The sequence below is a fragment of the Dehalococcoidia bacterium genome, assembly GCA_022449765.1.
Lineage (GTDB): Bacteria > Chloroflexota > Dehalococcoidia > Lucifugimonadales > Australimonadaceae > UBA2963.
Genome location: JAKUPZ010000003.1, coordinates 138,427 through 156,470, shown reverse-complemented (window position 1 = coordinate 156,470; position 18,044 = coordinate 138,427). Strand labels below are relative to the sequence as shown.

The 18,044-nt window shown below is 43.6% G+C and carries 20 protein-coding genes; 14 read left to right on the top strand and 6 right to left on the bottom strand.

Annotation, left to right across the window (positions count from 1 at the left end; all coding sequences use genetic code 11):
- The 10 genes from MK127_02555 to uvrA form a co-directional block, all read left to right on the top strand.
- Positions 1–266: alpha/beta hydrolase (locus tag MK127_02555; GenBank protein MCH2531678.1), on the top strand; the 266-nt coding region annotated here is incomplete at its 5' end.
- A 48-nt stretch (positions 267–314) separates the two neighbouring features.
- Entirely contained in the window at positions 315–740 is a 426-nt protein-coding gene (locus MK127_02550) for a hypothetical protein (protein MCH2531677.1), read from the top strand.
- Between the two features lie 54 nt (positions 741–794).
- Positions 795–1,211, top strand: a complete 417-nt coding sequence (locus MK127_02545; GenBank protein ID MCH2531676.1) for a heme-binding protein — start codon at positions 795–797, stop codon at positions 1,209–1,211.
- 3 nt (positions 1,212–1,214) lie between these two features.
- Positions 1,215–1,502: a DUF1330 domain-containing protein gene (locus tag MK127_02540; protein ID MCH2531675.1), complete on the top strand. Its 288-nt coding sequence runs from the start codon at positions 1,215–1,217 to the stop codon at positions 1,500–1,502.
- Between the two features lie 2 nt (positions 1,503–1,504).
- Positions 1,505–3,157 carry a heme-binding protein gene (locus MK127_02535; protein MCH2531674.1) on the top strand — a complete coding sequence of 551 codons (1,653 nt, stop codon included), beginning with the start codon at positions 1,505–1,507 and terminating at the stop codon, positions 3,155–3,157.
- A 156-nt stretch (positions 3,158–3,313) separates the two neighbouring features.
- Complete coding sequence (locus MK127_02530; GenBank protein ID MCH2531673.1) at positions 3,314–3,580, top strand: RNA-binding protein; 267 nt, start codon at positions 3,314–3,316, stop codon at positions 3,578–3,580.
- A gap of 108 nt (positions 3,581–3,688) precedes the next feature.
- Positions 3,689–5,173, top strand: coding sequence for an ATP-grasp domain-containing protein (locus MK127_02525; GenBank protein MCH2531672.1), 1,485 nt, complete (start codon positions 3,689–3,691; stop codon positions 5,171–5,173).
- The gene (locus MK127_02520; GenBank protein MCH2531671.1) at positions 5,173–5,589 is read left to right on the top strand and encodes a hypothetical protein; all 417 of its coding nucleotides are present in this window, start codon (positions 5,173–5,175) and stop codon (positions 5,587–5,589) included. The genes MK127_02525 and MK127_02520 overlap by 1 nt, the downstream gene beginning before the upstream one ends.
- 5 nt (positions 5,590–5,594) lie before the next feature.
- The gene (locus MK127_02515) at positions 5,595–5,948 is read left to right on the top strand and encodes a Rieske (2Fe-2S) protein (GenBank protein MCH2531670.1); all 354 of its coding nucleotides are present in this window, start codon (positions 5,595–5,597) and stop codon (positions 5,946–5,948) included.
- A gap of 97 nt (positions 5,949–6,045) precedes the next feature.
- On the top strand, positions 6,046–8,937 hold the full coding sequence (uvrA, locus tag MK127_02510; GenBank protein ID MCH2531669.1) for an excinuclease ABC subunit UvrA: 2,892 nt from the start codon (positions 6,046–6,048) through the stop codon (positions 8,935–8,937).
- A 2-nt stretch (positions 8,938–8,939) separates the two neighbouring features.
- Here the strand turns inward: uvrA and MK127_02505 are convergent, their stop codons facing one another.
- On the bottom strand, positions 8,940–9,797 hold the full coding sequence (locus MK127_02505) for an NAD(P)-dependent oxidoreductase (protein MCH2531668.1): 858 nt from the start codon (positions 9,795–9,797) through the stop codon (positions 8,940–8,942).
- A gap of 79 nt (positions 9,798–9,876) precedes the next feature.
- On the opposite strand from MK127_02505, the gene MK127_02500 reads away from it, so the two are divergent.
- Entirely contained in the window at positions 9,877–10,866 is a 990-nt protein-coding gene (locus MK127_02500) for an aldo/keto reductase (GenBank protein MCH2531667.1), read from the top strand.
- Here MK127_02500 and MK127_02495 read toward each other — a convergent pair.
- From MK127_02495 to MK127_02475, 5 genes are all read right to left on the bottom strand, one after another.
- Positions 10,863–11,519, bottom strand: coding sequence for a DUF998 domain-containing protein (locus MK127_02495; GenBank protein MCH2531666.1), 657 nt, complete (start codon positions 11,517–11,519; stop codon positions 10,863–10,865). The two genes, MK127_02500 and MK127_02495, sit on opposite strands and share 4 nt — an antisense overlap.
- Positions 11,520–11,597: 78 nt before the next feature.
- Entirely contained in the window at positions 11,598–12,551 is a 954-nt protein-coding gene (locus tag MK127_02490) for an SDR family NAD(P)-dependent oxidoreductase (protein MCH2531665.1), read from the bottom strand.
- An 11-nt stretch (positions 12,552–12,562) separates the two neighbouring features.
- Positions 12,563–13,486, bottom strand: coding sequence for an SDR family NAD(P)-dependent oxidoreductase (locus MK127_02485; protein ID MCH2531664.1), 924 nt, complete (start codon positions 13,484–13,486; stop codon positions 12,563–12,565).
- A gap of 53 nt (positions 13,487–13,539) precedes the next feature.
- Positions 13,540–14,004, bottom strand: a complete 465-nt coding sequence (gene dtd / locus MK127_02480; GenBank protein MCH2531663.1) for a D-aminoacyl-tRNA deacylase — start codon at positions 14,002–14,004, stop codon at positions 13,540–13,542.
- A complete protein-coding gene (locus MK127_02475; GenBank protein ID MCH2531662.1) occupies positions 14,004–14,345 on the bottom strand; it encodes an FmdB family transcriptional regulator in 342 nt (113 codons plus the stop codon). Before MK127_02475 ends, dtd begins: the two co-directional genes overlap by 1 nt.
- Positions 14,346–14,500: 155 nt before the next feature.
- Here MK127_02475 and rpsU point away from each other — a divergent pair, with 155 nt between their 5' ends.
- From rpsU to recA, 3 genes are all read left to right on the top strand, one after another.
- Positions 14,501–14,686, top strand: coding sequence for a 30S ribosomal protein S21 (gene rpsU, locus MK127_02470; GenBank protein ID MCH2531661.1), 186 nt, complete (start codon positions 14,501–14,503; stop codon positions 14,684–14,686).
- A 61-nt stretch (positions 14,687–14,747) separates the two neighbouring features.
- On the top strand, positions 14,748–16,511 hold the full coding sequence (locus tag MK127_02465; GenBank protein MCH2531660.1) for an NAD+ synthase: 1,764 nt from the start codon (positions 14,748–14,750) through the stop codon (positions 16,509–16,511).
- A gap of 324 nt (positions 16,512–16,835) precedes the next feature.
- On the top strand, positions 16,836–17,885 hold the full coding sequence (recA, locus tag MK127_02460; GenBank protein ID MCH2531659.1) for a recombinase RecA: 1,050 nt from the start codon (positions 16,836–16,838) through the stop codon (positions 17,883–17,885).
- Positions 17,886–18,044 lie beyond the last annotated feature (159 nt).

Sequence of the window (18,044 nt, the reverse complement as noted above, 5' to 3'; positions counted from 1 at the left end):
CACTAGTAGAGGCAGGGTTCCGTGTAACAGCACCGGATGCCCCGGGGTTCGGTAACTCAAAAACTCTCAATCCAAATGCAAAAACCCCCAAGCCTGTCTATTTCCTCCATACATTTATTGAGTCTTTAGAAATACGTAATCCTCATCTTGTTGGTAATTCCATGGGAGGAATGACTATCAGTAAGTTTGCTTCAGACGACCCCGAATTGTTCCTTAGCTTAACGATCAGTGGTTGTGATCCGAGTGTCGAGACAAATGTAGTATGATAATTAGGGGCGGTTCGTGCTACGCCTCGTATGGACTTTGGCAGGGAGATGTTTTCTAAACCTCAGTTGAGTTATGAAGATATGTATAAAGCCACAGCAGATTTCTTCTATGACAGAGATCATCCGATGGTGGATGAAATTACCCGCTGCCGGTTAAACACACTTAATGATCGGGATGCTTATGAATTCGCAAAGGAAAACTCCCTAGGCCAAATAAAAAGACGAGGATCAGACGGTTCTGTAGATTATTTACATCTGCTTCAAGTTCCTACTCTTTTATTACATGGTAGGGATGAAATTTGGTTTTACCCTAGCACGCACCGAGAAATTTTAATGGATGCTGCAATCAAAGCGGGCTCGGTTATACCCAGTTGCACTACCATCATCCTCCCGCACTGTGCGCATTGGCCTCAAATAGAGCATTCAGATCTGTACAACCAGCTTCTGATCGGATTTCTCAATCAAGTTTCCTAATTCTTCCTCAGGCATATCAAAAGTATTAATATGCCTGAGTTAAAGGGGGCACTAATGTTTGAAACAACGAGCATAAGCCTGAGTGAAGCTACAAAGGCTAGGGATGCCATCGTTAACGCTATGACTTCAGCTGACAGCCCAGGGGCATTAGCTATAACTGATTCGAATGGCATTGAAGTACTTTGTATGCGGCAAAACGGGGCTCCCGCCAGAATGCTTGGTAGAGCTCGCGCAAAAGCATATACCGCTGCGCGTCTTGGTATTGACACGGTCGTGTTTCGTGATGATTTCGTTAAAGCTTCTAGTCGGAGCTTAGGAGATTGGGGTGACCCTAAACTGACTACTCTCCAAGGAGGACTGGTCATTAAATCAAAGACTAATCATGTTATTGGTGGAATCGCGATGAGCGGGAATTCAACCATGCGAGATGAAGCTTTAGCAAGCATTGGATTACAGGCTTTGGAGGTATAAATTATGAGTGCTTATGTAGTTGCAAATGTGAGTATAAATGACCCTGAATCTTACAAGTCTTATAGCAGTCAAGTTCCCGATACTATTGCCATGTATGGCGGTAAATTTCTAGTTCGTGGCGGGGGAAGTAAGGTTCTTGAAGGTGAATGGGAACCTGCGCGAACAGTAATCATTGAATTCCCTGATATGGACTCCCTCAACAATTGGTATTACTCAAAAGAATATCAAGCAATAATTGGCATACGAGAAACTGCAGCGACGTCGAATGTATTTGTAGTTGAAGGTGTTTAGTCATGCCCTCAAAAGAAACTCTTGAGATAGAAGATGCTCAAAGGGCTATCGACGCCATTCTTTCAAAAGGAATCTCTGCAGGAAATCCTTTTGCTGTCGCGATAGTAGATGAAAATGGCGAAATAGTCCTATTGATCAGGCAAGATGGTACATCTGCCAGTGATGTACTTAATGCTGAGCGGAAGGCTTACACTGCATCCTACATCGGGCGTGATACTTCAATTTACCGTCAACAAATCACCCATGACGGTCGTACAATCGCAGACTGGTCCAATAATAAAATTACTACTCTCCATGGAGGGTTAACCATTCATCGCAGAAGCCAAGTTATCGGAGGGATAGGTGTTAGTGGAACAGGTAACGAGGACGAAGATGAAAAGTTAGCCCTAGCAGGTGCAGAAGCGTTGGTAGGACCGGAAACTATGCTGCGTCTTCAAAACAAAGATATTAGGCCAGCACTTAGACCCGCAAAAACAATCCCCCTAGCCGTTAATATTGCCCCTTCGCAAAGTAAATTTAAAAAAATTACCAACCTTCCCGGGCTATCTTCTCAAGAAGGTATCGCACCCGATTTTGTAGAGGTTGGAGGCTTGTTATTCACATCTGGAATATCGGGTATCAATTTGGCTACAGGAGAAATCCCAGAAGAACCTGCTCTTCAGTTTAAAAATGCTTGGGGAAATTTGAAAACATTGGTAGAAGCTGCGGGGCATTCAACAGATGAAATAGGCCTAATAACAAATTTCATCGACAATCAAGACTTTCGTGCGCATATCAATCCTGGTTGGCTAGAGTTATTTCCCGACGCTAACAATAGACCAGCACGAAAAACCACCTCGTTCCCTCTTCCTGCCGGAAAGGGGGGGGTCCAGCTACAGGCAATTGGAGTAGCCGGAGAAAAAAGAACCAGCATAGAAATTCAAGGATTGACTCACAAAGACCCATTACCAAATGGTGTCAGAATGGGTAGCTATGTATTCTCTTCAGTAATAGTGCCTTGGGATTTATCAACTTCTGAACCGGTAATTGGGGAAGATGCTCAAACTGATAAGTGTTTTGAAAACATGAGAGTTTTTATGGAAAAAGCTGGTGGCACGGTAGACGATATAGCACTGCAATGGGTCTATTTGAACGACTTCGCTTATCAGCCATTTATGGTTGATGTATACCTCGAGGCATGGCCCCTTAACTCTTACCAAGCTGCGCGTAAAACATTCCGGTATCCAATGTCCGGTCAAATACAAATCCAAGTGATCGGAAACATCAACGAAACCCGATCAAACCATGAAATTGAAGGCCATGGGCATCACGATCCGATTCCAATGGGTGCGCGCATAGGAAACCTGTACTGCTCCTCAGGGGTATCAGGAGTTGATCCAAATAGTAACGATAAGCTTGAGCCTGTTGAAGGAATTGAAGGGCAGGCAGCCCATGGATTACAAAACCTAGTGTCATTAGTGGAAAGCGGTAAAGGTATAGTCGACGACATCGGGCTAGTAACCATCTTAGTTCAGGATTATGCCGATATTCCTATAATTGACAAGGAATGGATAAAAGTGTTCCCCAATGAGGCAACACGTCCGGCAAGGCAAATAATGAAGATGGGCGTACAAAGGAAAAATCGCGTCCAGTATCACATGCTAGGAGTCATTTAGTCTCAGTTTGCTAATTCGTAGTATACTGATACCAAGTCACCCTACGAAAAGGGTGCCCATGAGCTTGAGTGGCTACCAGAAGTTCCCAGCGGACCGACACGCCGAAAGGTAGCGGTGCCTCCGAGTTGTTTGGGTATATAGGAGAAAGTGCACCGAATGCGGATATACGTTGGAAATTTAAGTTATAGCACCAATGACGACGAGTTACGAGGTGCTTTTGAGCAATTTGGCGAAGTCGTTGAAGCTCGCGTAGCAATTGACCGCTACACAGAAAGGTCCCGTGGCTTTGGCTTCGTGGAAATGCCAGATGGCGGCCAAGCTCAGAGTGCTATTGAAGGACTGAATGGAACCGATTTAGCTGGAAGGACTTTAAACGTAAATGAAGCCCGACCTCGTGAAGATCGGGGAGGATTTCGAAACTAGAAGTTAAGTTGGAAGCGCCCCCTGTGTCGGAGGGGGCTATTCCCATCTCTAACAATACACCGGCCAATATAGTTGGCCCTTCCTTAATCGCCCTATACACTGTGTAGCATGTTCAGCTCAGTTCTTATAGCCAATCGCGGTGAAATTGCATGCCGTGTTATCAAAACCTGCCAAAAGCTAGGTGTAACTGCCATTGCTATTTATTCCAATGCTGATGAGAACGCCCTGCATGTGAAAATGGCTGATCATGCCATTAATATCGGTGGTGCTTCCCCAGCAGATTCTTACCTCAATGCCTCAGCAATTATTAAAGCTGCAAAAAAGGCAAAAGCTCAAGCTATTCACCCTGGATACGGGTTCTTATCTGAAAACCCGTCCTTCGTGCAGGCTGTAGAAGCAGCCGGCATTGCTTTTATCGGGCCTTCTTCAAACATCATTCAACAAATGGGAGATAAGGTTCAAGCTCGTAAATTAGCTATACAGGCGGGCGTTCCTGTTATACCCGGGACCGAAGGAGAAATCGAGGATTCTGAAGCTCTTGAGGCAGCTGAAAAAATTGGATACCCCCTAATGATCAAGGCCGCCGACGGTGGTGGTGGTATGGGCATTAGAGTCGTACGTGAAACTTCCGCGCTCTTAGAAGCACTTGCTCAAGCGCGTGCACAAGCTAAGGGAGCTTTTGGAAGTACCAGAGTTTACATTGAAAGGCGAGTAGAACACGCATCGCATGTTGAAGTGCAGATCATGGGCGATCAACACGGAAATGCGATCCATTTTTTTGAAAGAGATTGCTCTGTTCAACGCAGAAATCAAAAAGTTATCGAAGAAACACCATGCGTAAAATTGAAACCGAATGTGAAAGAAGCTCTTTTACATTCAGCTGTCATGCTTACCAAAAATATTGGGTACAGTAATGCTGGCACTATTGAATACCTGCTTGATGGTGACGGAGAAAATTTTTATTTCCTCGAAATGAACACTCGCTTGCAAGTGGAACATCCCATTACCGAAATGGTGACAGGTGTCGACCTAGTAGAGCTGCAGTTACGAGTAGCTTCGGGAGAACCTCTTCCCCTTAATCAAGATGACGTCGAACAGCACGGTGCAGCGATAGAGGCTCGAATTTATCCGGAAGACCCTGTTATGCTTCTACCGACAGCTGGTACCGTTTCAAAACTTAACGAGCCAAAAGGTTACAATGTTCGTGTAGATAGTTCCCTCTTCGAAGGCTATGAGGTTTCTCCCTACTATGAACCCATGATGTCTAAATTAATTGTAAGAGGAAAAGATAGAGAATCTGCAATAGCCAATATGCTCGCTGCAATTGATGAATATATTATTGAAGGCCCTGTAGTCAATCTACCCTTAATTAAGCGAGTGCTAGAGCATAAAATTTTCAAGAAAGCGACGTTTGATAACGGATTCTTGGAAGAATTGTTGAACTCACCGGCTTCTGTAAACAAAAGCATAGTAGCCGCTATTGCACTATCTATGGTGATGGCCCAAAGTCATGCGGATGCACAATCTCCTAGTAAATGGAAAATGCATGGAAGGCGCATGGCAATGGTAAGCAAATTAAATGGAGACTTTTAATGAAGCGTCTTCGGTTAAGAATTGATGAAGAATGGTATGACATTGAAGTAGGTGACACCTATCAAAGTCCTGTAGAAGTCGTAGTCGACGGTGAAACATTCTCTGTGGAAATTGGTGCTCCAGCTGACGGTGTAACGCCCAAGCGCCGAAAGCAAGCTCCCAAAACAGAACTACCTGGATTACGAGGGGAAAGTAAAGGGGATGAGCGATCGGTACGTTGCCCATTGCCTGGCAAAATTGTCTCCATTAGCGTCGAAAAAGGACAGCTCTTGGAAACAGGCGATGAAATCTGCAAACTTGAGTCTATGAAAATGGAACAAAGTGTTCGCATGTCCAAGCCAGGGAAAGTTAAAAATATAAAAGTTAAAAAAGATCAAACTATCAACGCGGGCCAAACTCTTATAGAGATTCAATAATTTCAATGAATCCAACTAGCGCTCAAGAATTTGATCTATGCTCCTTTGAAGAACTTCAATCTAAAAAGACCCTATCATTTCAATTCGAACACCCAACATTAGGAAGAAATGAAATAGCATTATTTTGGGATGGTCAAAACGTAGGAGCCTTAGACAATTATTGCCCCCATCAGGGCGCAATGTTAAGCCATGGGCTAATAGACCCTGGAGAAATAATTTGCCCTCTTCATTCTGCAGTTTTTGATTTACAAACAGGGGAATGTCTCGATAAGTACACTTGGGATACAACCTCTTATGAAGTTCGGATTGTAGACGATCGAATACTCGTGCATATCCCTAATCAAACATTAATTTCCTGAGATTGAACTTACTTAAGTTTCTTTTACTAAAAATATCCCTACAATAAACACACATGGGTTATACCATTAAATATCATTTAGCCCCAGGCGCAAAACCATGCCCCTAGAAAATATAGTCATTCGCGGTGCCCGCGAACATAATCTAAAAAATGTAGATATCACTATCCCTCGAGACCAGCTAGTCGTGATAACGGGACCTTCAGGCTCAGGAAAATCAACGCTGGCTTTTGATACTATCTACGCAGAGGGGCAGCGCAGGTATGTTGAATCACTTTCTGCCTATGCAAGGCAATTTCTTGGGCGCATGGATAAACCTGATGTTGAATATATTGAAGGCCTCTCGCCTTCGATATCAATTGACCAAAAAGGTGTTTCAAATAATCCCCGATCAACTGTAGGTACCGTTACTGAAATATATGACTACCTTCGACTTCTTTATGCACGCGTAGGTAACCCCCATTGTTATAAATGTGGAAGGCCAGTCCAGCAACAAACAGTTCAGCAAATTTCCGATATCGTACTCAGGCAATCAGGTAAACGATTAATGCTTCTAGCACCAGTAATTACGCATAAAAAAGGAGAGCATCGAGAAATTTTTGAAGAAGCTAGAAACGCTGGCTTCGTTAGAGTTCGAGTAAACAATGAAATTGTAAGCCTAGACTCTTCAATAAACCTCGACAAGCAAAAGTGGCACTCGATAGAAATTATTGTTGACAGGCTAGTACTTGAATCAGATACAGAACGTAGCCGTGTAACTGATTCCGTGGAAACTGCACTGAAGTACGGGCAAGGAAAAATGATCGCACTTGATGCTGATTCGATGGAAGAGCAGATATTCTCTGAGCAATTTGCGTGTGCATTTTGTCAAATCAGCTTTGCCGAAATAGAACCGAGAACGTTCTCGTTCAATAGCCCTCATGGAGCATGCAGCATGTGCTCAGGCCTTGGATTAAGGCTAGTCATAGATTCCGAACTCATAATCACTGACCCAGCACTTAGCATCAATCAAGGAGTAATAAAACCTTGGGCACGTTCAATGTCAAGTGTCAACGCAATGTACTTCAGTATATTGCGCAGTGTAGCTTCCTTGGAGAACGTATCTCCTGACACCCCGTGGCAGGAACTTCCCAAAAAAGTTCAAGGGGTTATCCTTAATGGGTTCGGGGATAATCGAAAAATTAAAGTACGACACCGTACACGACGTGGTCGCCAATTTGAATGGGATGCAGGATTTGAAGGAGTAATCCCTAATCTTGAGCGTCGCTATAGAGAAACTCAATCCGATTACATGCGCAATGAAATCGAGCGTTATATGACTGCTTTGCCCTGTGAATCGTGTGGTGGCAATCGATTAAGACCAGAGGCATTAGCAGTAACAATTGGCAACAGGTCAATCATTCAAACTACAAATCTTTCAGTTTCTGACGCAAACAGGTGGGTAATTGCACTGCAGCAAAGCGAAGAGACCCCTGACATTAAGCCTCGATGGGCAAAATACCAAGACCCTCATAACTTCTCATCTCGAGATCATTTAATTGCAGAGCAGATATTAAAAGAAATAAGTTCTCGCTTATCTTTTCTTTCAAATGTAGGATTGGACTACCTTTCCCTTTCTAGATCAGCCAGCACGCTTAGTGGGGGTGAAGGGCAACGAATCCGCTTAGCTACACAAATTGGATCTGGGCTCATGGGGGTCCTATACGTATGTGACGAACCATCAGTAGGTCTCCATCCAGTAGATAACAATCGCCTTATCGAAACCCTGAAGGAGTTACGGGATCTGGGCAACACCGTTTTGATTGTGGAACACGACGAAGCCATGATGCGATCTGCAGATTTCCTTGTAGATATGGGTCCTGGTGCAGGTGAGCATGGTGGGAATATCGTTGCAAAAGGAACGATTGCAGATATCGAGGAAAGTCCCCAATCTATAACGGGAGCATATCTTTCAAAAAGAAAAGTGATACCTGTGCCCCGTAATCGAAGAGAGGGCAATGGTAAATTCCTGCTCGTCAAAGGTGCAAAGGAAAATAATTTACAAGATATCGATGTAGCGTTCCCTCTGGGTAAACTTATTTGCGTAACTGGAGTCTCCGGCTCAGGAAAATCAACCCTTGTATATGAAATTTTGTACAAATGGCTTGCACAAAAACTTTACCACGCGAAGGATAAGCCAGGGTCCAGCGCAGGGGTCGAAGGATTAGAGCATATCGATAAAGTCGTAAATATAGACCAATCTCCAATTGGTCGTACTCCTCGCAGTAATCCTGCAACCTACACAGGCACCTTTACGCCTATACGGGAATTATTTGCATCTTTACCTGAATCAAAAGCTCGAGGGTTTCTTCCAGGAAGGTTCTCTTTCAATGTAAAAGGAGGCCGTTGTGAATCTTGCCAAGGCGATGGGTACATCCAAATTCAAATGCAATTTTTACCTGACGTAACAGTACCTTGTGAAGTGTGCGAAGGGCGCCGGTATAATGACAATGCATTAGAAATATTATTCAAAGAAAAAAGCATTGCTGATGTGCTTGAAATGACTGTCACTGAAGCACATTCGACATTCGAAAATATTCCCCGCATAAAATCAAAATTAGAAACATTAGAAGCCGTAGGGCTAGGGTATATTCGACTTGGCCAACCCGCCACCACGCTAAGCGGAGGGGAAGCGCAGCGCATAAAACTTGCATCTGAGCTTTCCAAGCGTGCAACTGGAAAAACTCTTTATATCCTTGATGAACCGACTACTGGCCTTTCATTTCAAGATGCAGCGCATCTCCTTGAAGTACTACATCGTCTTGTTGAAGGTGGCAACACCGTGCTTCTAATCGAGCATCACTTAGACTTGATTAAAAATGCAGACTGGGTAATTGACCTCGGCCCAGGGCCAGGAATAAATGGGGGGAAACTTGTTGTAGAAGGGAAACCTGAGCAAGTTGTAAAAAACTCAAAATCCCAAACTGCTAATTTCTTAAAGGCGATTCTTTGAGATCATTCCAAAACTTTTATTGATTCAGTTGGATCTGCATTTCCAAGCCCTTTTTCGAATGCTTTAATCCAATGCTGTTGCGCAACATTTCGCAAAGGTAAGTCAAGTTGTGCTTTACTGATTAACCAGCCCATCAGCTCTTGGTCTTTTATATTTGTTGAAACGTAAGAAGTTTGTTCAAATGTTCTTTCTATGACCTTAGGCGCAATTCTTTCTAGCTGGCGACTTGCACCAGAAGCAGTGCGCATTACCTTAAACAAAGAATTCAAATCCATGCCTAATTTCGATGCAAGAACAAAAGATTCCATTACCGCAATTTGATTAATATCTTTGACCATATTGTTTATCAATTTAGCAATATTGCCACTTCCAACAGGCCCCATTAGCTGAGCGTTCAACGAAACTGCGTCTAATATTGGTTCTATTTGTTTGAAATAAGACTCTTCGCCACCAACCATTACAGTCAATTCCCCATTCCAAGCTACCTGTCCAGTTCCTGAAACCGGAGCATCCATATAAACCAATCCTTTCCCCGAGGCAACTTGCGCCATTCGCTGCGCAAATTCAGGGTGCACCGTTGAATGATCAACAATGATGGCCCCTGCATTTACCCCTGCTAGGATTCCCATTTCTCCAGCAATAATTTCCTCAATTAACTTTTCTCCTACAAGGCACAAACAAATTACCTCAGCATTTCCCGAAGCTTCCTTAGGGGATTCCCCTGCAATGGCTCCAAGTTCCACTAATTCTTTCACTTTTTGTTGGCTTCGATTAATAACCGTGACTTGATGGCCTGCTTTGACTAGATTAATAGCCATCGGCTTCCCCATCATCCCTAATCCAATAAACGTTACTTTCATTTACACCTCGCCTTCGGGCAGAATGTGCGAATCTTTATTCTGCAGTATCATCCTTTAAAGAATAAGTACGGGAGACATTATGCAATACCGGCAACTAGGTAATACAGACCTGAACGTTTCAGTAATTGGACTTGGCACAAATAATTTTGGAAATCCTTCTCGGATAGCTGATAAAAAAATTAGCCAGCGTGTTATTGATAAATGTATTGACTTGGGTATCAATTTTCTCGACACCGCCAATATTTATGGGAATGGAGAAAGCGAAATTCATATCGGTGAAGCATTGAAAGGGAAGCGAAACGACGTTCTTATTGCTACAAAATTCAATCTCACTAACCTAAATGGTGAATCCCCGAAATCTCGAATTCAAAAAAATATTGAGGAAAGTTTACGAAAATTACAAACCGACGTAATTGATCTTTATCAAATCCATTTCGTACCCAACGATATCCCGCACGAAGAATACCTAGAACCTTTAAATGAGCTAATTGTCGAAGGGAAAGTTCGCCATCTAGGCGAATGCAATTATTCAAGTTGGCGACATGCCGATACAACTCGGATAGCAGATTCTCACGGTTGGTCAAATTTTGTGTCCTCTCAAAATAATTATAGCTTGATGCACAGACATGCTGAGTTAGAGCTTCTGCCGTACTGTACAGAGCATAAAGTGGGATTCTTACCATATTTCCCTTTAGCCGGAGGATGGCTAACAGGTAAATACGCTTCCGGTAACGAAGTACCTCAATCAGCAAGAAGAATGGTAGGCCAGCTACAAAACGATTCTGCTTCCCAATCCGTGCTTGGTAAGCTCGATGCATTTGCTAGTGAACATGAAAAAACACTAGTAGATTTAGCTTTCGCATGGCTACTTGCGCACCCTGCAGTAAGTTCGGTTATCGCTGGAGCAATGACAGAAGAACAAGTAATTTCTAATGCTAATGCTGCTAACTGGATTTTAGATAGAGAGCAGCGAGACCAAGTGGATGAAATTGCATATTGGGAAGGATCTGATGAGGATATCGAGAGATTTGGAATGGGACCAGATGTCCCTTCAGCTCCGCCACGTTAATCTCGAGATTGGCTAATTCTTTTACGCTTTTGCTCAACTGCAATCATTTTTAACGCAGTTACGAAGACCCACAACATAGTCGTGGCAAAAAACCCGCGCTGAAGTAACCCTTGCCGACCTTTCCAGCTGTTTGATTGATAAAAAATAGCCATTATTCCAGATAATAAAAACATCAGAAATGAAAATTGTTTCCATTCTTTCCATTGTCTTTTCTGGATAAAAAATGGTGCCAGTAAACTTAGCCCCATGATTCCGCCAAAACAGACTCTGCCAACTATGCTATGCACCAAATCATGGGTCATCCCAAATAATCGACGATCTTTAACATCTTTAGAGAAAATCGCAGACAGCATTCCTGCAAGTCCATAAATACCTGTAAGTCCCCAAAGTATCTTTCCTTTAAAGCCGCCTCCTGCCTCCTTGTTTAGCAGAGGCCCCAATCCTTGAACTAAAATCGCATAACCTACAAATCCGGCTTTAATTATCCAAGGGCGCGGTGAGGAAGGAGCGCCAAGCTGACTAATTGGGTGTTCCATAGACTTAAAACCTTGCGGTCCCAGTAAGGTGGCAATTATCGCAGTAGCGATATAAAAAGGAGGAGCAAGCATTGCCCAAAAAGCAAGGCGTTGAGATTTTCTGTGTTTAAGTCCCAAGGATCCTCTGCAAGCCATCAAATCTAAAGTAAATTAAGTTCACTATAGAGGATTCAATAATCAACCAAATGTGTCAATCTATCTGTTGGGAATGAACGGTGCAACTGAGTCGTCAAAAGTTAAGCTACTTGGAATTACTTTCCTTAGCTCTTCTAGTGTCCATCTACCTTTGTTTCGCCAGTCCTTATTAACCGATCTGGTTTCTGTAGGATGCGTATAGATTCCAAATTTACCGCTTCCTGCACGAAAAATGCAGCCGTTTACATTCTCTGCTGATTGAGTAGCAAGCCAAACTACCAAAGGGGAAACATGCTCACCTCCCGGTCGAGCACCGGCAAGCTCATCGCCAGCTTTTTTAACGGATAAACCTGCATCAGATAGCATCTGAGGATGCTGATAATTTGTGAATGCCCTAGTCTGGGCCATAGGCGCAATCGCATTCACCGTGATATTAAACTTCCTAAGTTCAAAGGCCAAATCCCAAGTAAGGCTTACAATGCCTCCTTTTGCAGCGCTGTATGCTGTTCGTCCCTCGGGATTGCGCCATTGGCTTGACGCAGTATTAATAATCCTCCCGAATTTTTGTTTCATCATCACAGGAACTGCGTGATGGCATGTATTAAACGTCCCTTTTAAGTGAGTATTTACAACTGCATGGAAATCATCTGCACTAATTTGATGAAATAGCCCTTCTCGTGCAATCCCAGCATTATTTACTAAAATATCAAGCTGGCCATAAGCGTCGAGCGCAGAGGCAATTATTTGCTCTGCTTCTTGATAATCAGCCACCGAATTATAATTTGCCGTAGCATCTCCCCCATTTTCTCTTATGAACGAGACTACTTCATCAGCCGGTGCAATTGTTCCACCACTCCCGTTTCGCTCAACGCCAGGATCATTAACTATTATTTTTGCACCTTCCGCAGCTAGTGCGATTGCATGAGCCCGTCCAATACCTCTTCCTGCGCCAGTGACAATCGCAACCTTCCCTTCTAACCTACTGCCTCTTGGTGGAATGTAATCTTCAGTCATCAGTACCCCTTTTATGGTATAAACGGTGCTTGCGTATCGCCGCCCATCACAGTGCTTGGTAATACTTCATCCAACTCATCAAGTGTCCAAGGTTCCGAGTTTCCAGCCTCTCGGTAAATGGTGCGTGATTCAGTGGGATGGCTATATCTGCCTATTTTCCCAGAACCTACCCGAAAAACTAATCCATTTATGTCAGATGCTAGATCCGATGCCAAGTACACCACCATCGGAGACACGAACTCAGGTCCTGCCCTATTGGATCCCTGCTCTGATGGATCTTTCTTTCTATCTAATCCCGCATCCGCGAGCATTTGCCGATAGGTATTATCATGAAAACTACGAGTAGCTCCCATTGGAGCTATTGCATTCACAGTGACGTTGTAATTGCGTAATTCAAAGGCTAGCCCCCAAGTTAGAGAAACAATAGCTCCCTTTGCTGCGCCGTAATTCCCTCTACCTTCGGGGTTTCTCCATTGACTTGAAGCAGTATTAATTATTCGTCCATATTTCTGATCCATCATAACCTTAGACGCATGGTGACAAGTATTGAACGTTCCATAAAGGTGTACACCCAACAAGCCGTCCCAGGCTTCTTCGGTTAGCTGATGAAAAAGCCGGTACTGAAAAGTACCAGCATTGTTAATCAATATATCCAAGCGCCCGAAGTGATCTATGGCTAAGTTAGTTAACTTACCTGCAGCGTCATAGTCAGAAACGTCGTCATAGCTTGCAACCGCATCCCCCCCATTCTCTTTAATGGCTGCTACAACTTCATCCGCCGGTCCTTGAGTACCTCCAGAACCATCCCGTTCAACACCAATGTCGTTTACAACTATCTTGGCACCTTCTTCGGCAAGAGCCAACGCATGCTCACGACCTATACCACGGCCAGATCCGGTAACTATTGCAACTTTCCCTTTCAGTAAATCTCCCACAAATAGTCCCCCTATGTTTCGCTTGCGAGTGTAGCGCCCTACGGCTCTTTGAGCTAGTAGTGACGAGGCATATGCCTATCATTTGAATCAACGATAATAGTAACCGGACCGTCATTTACCAACTGAATCTCCATCATTTCTCCAAACTTTCCGGTCTCTACAATGATGTTAAAACTCTCGAGCTTGCTAATAAAATCTGAAAAAAGGGGCCATGCAATTACGGAAGATGCAGAGCCAGTAAAAGAAGGACGCCTTCCCCTTCTAGTATCTGCATATAATGTAAATTGGCTAACTACTAATAGTGACCCATCAACCTCACGTAACGATCGGTCAAACCTACCGTTATCGTCAGCAAATATTCGCATGTTTATAATTTTATCAGCGATATATTCAATGTCTTGGCTACTATCGTTATCATGAATTGCGGCAAAAACCAGTAAGCCGGCCCCAATCGCTCCACTTACGTTTCCGTGGACACTAACCGAAGCGCTCTTTACACGCTGTAATACTACTCGCATTAGCTTGAATCGCTAGAAGACGTACTCTTAGTGCTTTTATTTTCTGTGTTTGTGCTTGTGCTTTTATTTTCTGTGTTTGTGCTTGTGCTTTTTTTCTCAGTGCCCTTTGCCGCAGTAGTTTGCTCTGATGATGACGGTGTAGCAGAACTAGATCCCCCGCTTTTCCTTGCATAGTCAGTCGTATAAAATCCAGACCCCTTATAAATTACTGTAGGCGCTACAAATTTACGTCTGGCAGGGTTACCACAGGATGCGCAGTCCGCTTCAGTCACTGCATCAAATCCTTGTCGTAAATCAAATTCTTTATCACAAGAATCACAATAGTAGGAATATATTGGCATTAAGATCCCTCAATTAGCAGTCAATAGAATTGACTGCTAATCAAAATATCGTGAGCAGAGCAATAATGTCAATTAAATAGAGATGATTAGTGCTCAAGATTGTCCCATAACTAGGAATATGCTATCGTTTATTGGCTGAATAGCGAAGGTGATGAATGGCATACGTGGAAATTAGAGACGGTGAGCCGCCTGAAGGAATAGTGTCGAGATTCAGGGCTGCTGTGACTCGAAATGGAATACTGAAAGAGCATAAAGATCGTAGATTCTTCCGATCTAAAGGGGAGAAGGCACGATTAGCTGCCCGCAGATCAGCACGTCGTAGACGAAGGTCCATCACCTAACACTCTCCACTTCAGGACATCTTGTAAAGATGTCCTTTTTGGTAGACAAGGGTCATATCCTATGCGCTTAATTCGGTTAGCACTTGGACAATTTAATCCAACTGTTGGTGATATCGGTGGAAACACTGACAAAATGCTTGAATTCATCTCACAAGCCCGAGAGGAACAAGCGGACATAATTGCGTTCCCTGAACTCGCAATAACGGGCTATCCCCCCGAAGACCTACTATTTAAAAAGCAGTTCCTCCTAGATTCCAAAAAGCATTTGCAACGTATCGTTAAGGAAAGTGGCAATACAACCGTAGTAGTAGGTGCTCCCGAATTTATAGAAGGCGAACCTTTTCATCTTGGAGCGACCAACTACCCCGACCAGCTTAACGGACGGATCTATAACAGCGCAGTCGTTGCATCCAATGGTCAAATTGTAAACATCTACCGGAAAATTTTTCTCCCTAACTATGGTGTCTTCGACGAACAACGATATTTCTCAAGAGGCACAGAATGCCCTATTTTTTCTATCAACGAAGTGAACATAGGAGTCAATATTTGTGAGGACATTTGGTACGAAAAAGGCCCGACATCCGTGCAAAGAGCAAATGGTGCCGAATTAATTGTAAATATAAATGCATCCCCTTTTCATTTAGGGAGGGGCGCTGAACGATATTCCATGCTCTCTCAACGAGCGCGCAGTAATAAAATTTTCGTTTCTTATATCAATGCTGTTGGAGGTCAAGACGAGCTAGTATTTGATGGGCAAAGCATTATTCTGGACCCTGAAGGAAAGATCATTGCGCGATCTCCTCAATTTCAAGAATCATTACTCCTAGCAGATATCAATGCAGACCAAGCCAAACCTTTCCATGAAATCCATAATCAATCCTTTGCTAATCCAAAACATTACTTTATAGCCAGTGGAAATCGTAAGGAAACCAAAATACTTAAACCCTCAGTTGCCGAAGAGCTAGAACCTTACGAAGAAGCATTCCAGGCTTTGGTATTAGGAACACGAGATTATGTGAAAAAAAGTGGTTTCAACAAAGCCGTTATTGGGTTATCCGGTGGACTGGATTCAGCGCTCACCACAGTCATAGCAGTTGAAGCACTCGGCTCGTCGAATGTCACTGCGTTCTTCATGCCGTCTCAGTACACCTCAGATCAATCGCTGAATGATTCCAAAAAACTCAGTGCAAATCTAGGAATTCGAATGGTCACCCTGCCTATAGAACCCATCTTTAATACGTACATTGAATCTTTAGCAAGTGAATTCCAAGGAACCGAAATAGGTACTACTGAAGAAAATTTACAGGCGCGAATTCGCGGAAACTTGCTGATGGCCGCATCCAACAAATTCAATTGGATCGTTTTAACCACCGGAAATAAAAGCGAAATGGCTACTGGCTATGCAACATTATATGGAGACATGGCTGGAGGATTTGCAGTCATTAAAGATGTCTCTAAAACATTAGTTAAAAATATTTCCATACATTTGAATGAAGCGAGCAATGACGAAATAATACCGTACTCCATAATTAACCGGGCGCCCACTGCTGAACTAAGACCAGACCAAAAAGACGAGGACTCGCTACCACCATACGACGAACTGGACTTGATAATCTCCGCATATGTGGAAGAAGACAAAAGCATCGAAGACATGGCGTCCCAAGGTATGGCCAAGGATTCAATAGATCTTACCGTGAACCTCGTAGACAAAAGTGAATACAAACGCAGGCAATCTCCTCCAGGTGTCAAAATCACTAAAAGAAATTTCGGTCGAGACCGCAGGCTTCCAATTGCTAATCGCTACAAACAGGTGCCACCATGGTAACTGGAAAAGAACGGACCAATTGGTATTCAGACCATCCACCTGCCTGCACCTGCGTTGGATGTGAGTCTCGACGAGTTGCAGATGCTAGATTTCAGACATTTTCAACCGATCGCAAGATTGGTAGGAACGAACTTTGTCCTTGCGCAAGTGGTAAAAAGTTTAAGAAATGTCACGGGAGTTAAGCATTAGAACAAATGTGCGACATTTGAGGCTTGCATAATACCTACCTATAAATGGCAGACTTGGTAAAAAATTGGCCGTACATGCACTTCGTAATATGATACGATGTAAGTGGTAATGGCTGCCAAGAGATGAGGCCAGAACGTGTCAGAAAAACAACAAGCACTAGAGGTAGCCTTAGGCCAAATTGAACGCCAATTTGGCCGAGGGGCAATAATGCGGCTGGGAGAGGCCTCCCACGCTATGCAAACTGAAGCCATTCCGACTGGTTCGATTTCGCTTGACCTTGCATTAGGTGTTGGTGGAATCCCAAAAGGCAGAATCATTGAGATTTTTGGGACAGAATCAGCAGGAAAATCCACATTGTGTAACCACATTGTGGCTGAAGCTCAACGGCTTGGTGGAACTGCGGCTTATATAGATGCCGAACACGCGATGGATCCAATCTACGCGGCCCAATGCGGTGTGCAAGTCGATTCCCTTCTTATTTCACAACCTGATTCAGGCGAACAAGCCTTAGAAATCGTGGAATATCTCGTACGTAGTGGTGCGTTAGATGTCGTAGTAGTTGACAGTGTCGCGGCCCTCGTACCACGCGCTGAATTAGAAGGAGATATGGGAGATGCACATGTAGGGCTACAAGCAAGACTAATGTCACAAGCGCTACGAAAGCTTACTGCAGCAACCAACGCTTCAAATACAGCTGTTGTATTCGTAAATCAACTTCGTGAAAAAGTGGGAGTCTTTTTTGGAAGCCCCGAAGTCACTCCCGGAGGGCGTGCACTAAAATTTTACAGCTCAGTTCGTATTGACCTTCGCAGAATCGAAACGATCAAACAACAGACAGAGCCAGTAGGATCTAGAGTGCGAGCAAAAATTGTCAAAAACAAAGTTGCTCCGCCTTTCAGGCAGGCTGAATTCGACATCATGTTCAAACAAGGAATCAGCAAGGTGGGGGATATCCTTGACCTAGGCACAGCAGCCGAAGTCATTAGAAAATCTGGAGCTAATTATTCCTATAACGAAACTCGCCTTGGACAGGGCAGAGAAAATGCCAAAAATTTTCTAAATGAACATCCTGAAATTGCAGACCAGATCGAAGCGCTTATCCGAGGGCTTGATTCAACTGACGGAGATAAAAATCCCGATGAAAAAATTGAGCATTCCGAAGTGCCCGCTATTGCTCCTTCATAAGGTCATAGCTCCTAGCATCCATTACCAATGACAAAATCGGGGTAGAAATTGATCCGGTGTATTGATCCAGGTCAGACTCTAACTTATATAGCCCCTGGTTTAGATAAAATAGGTGTGGGCTTTTTATCCGGTCCTTTTTGAAAGGACTCGAGCATAGAA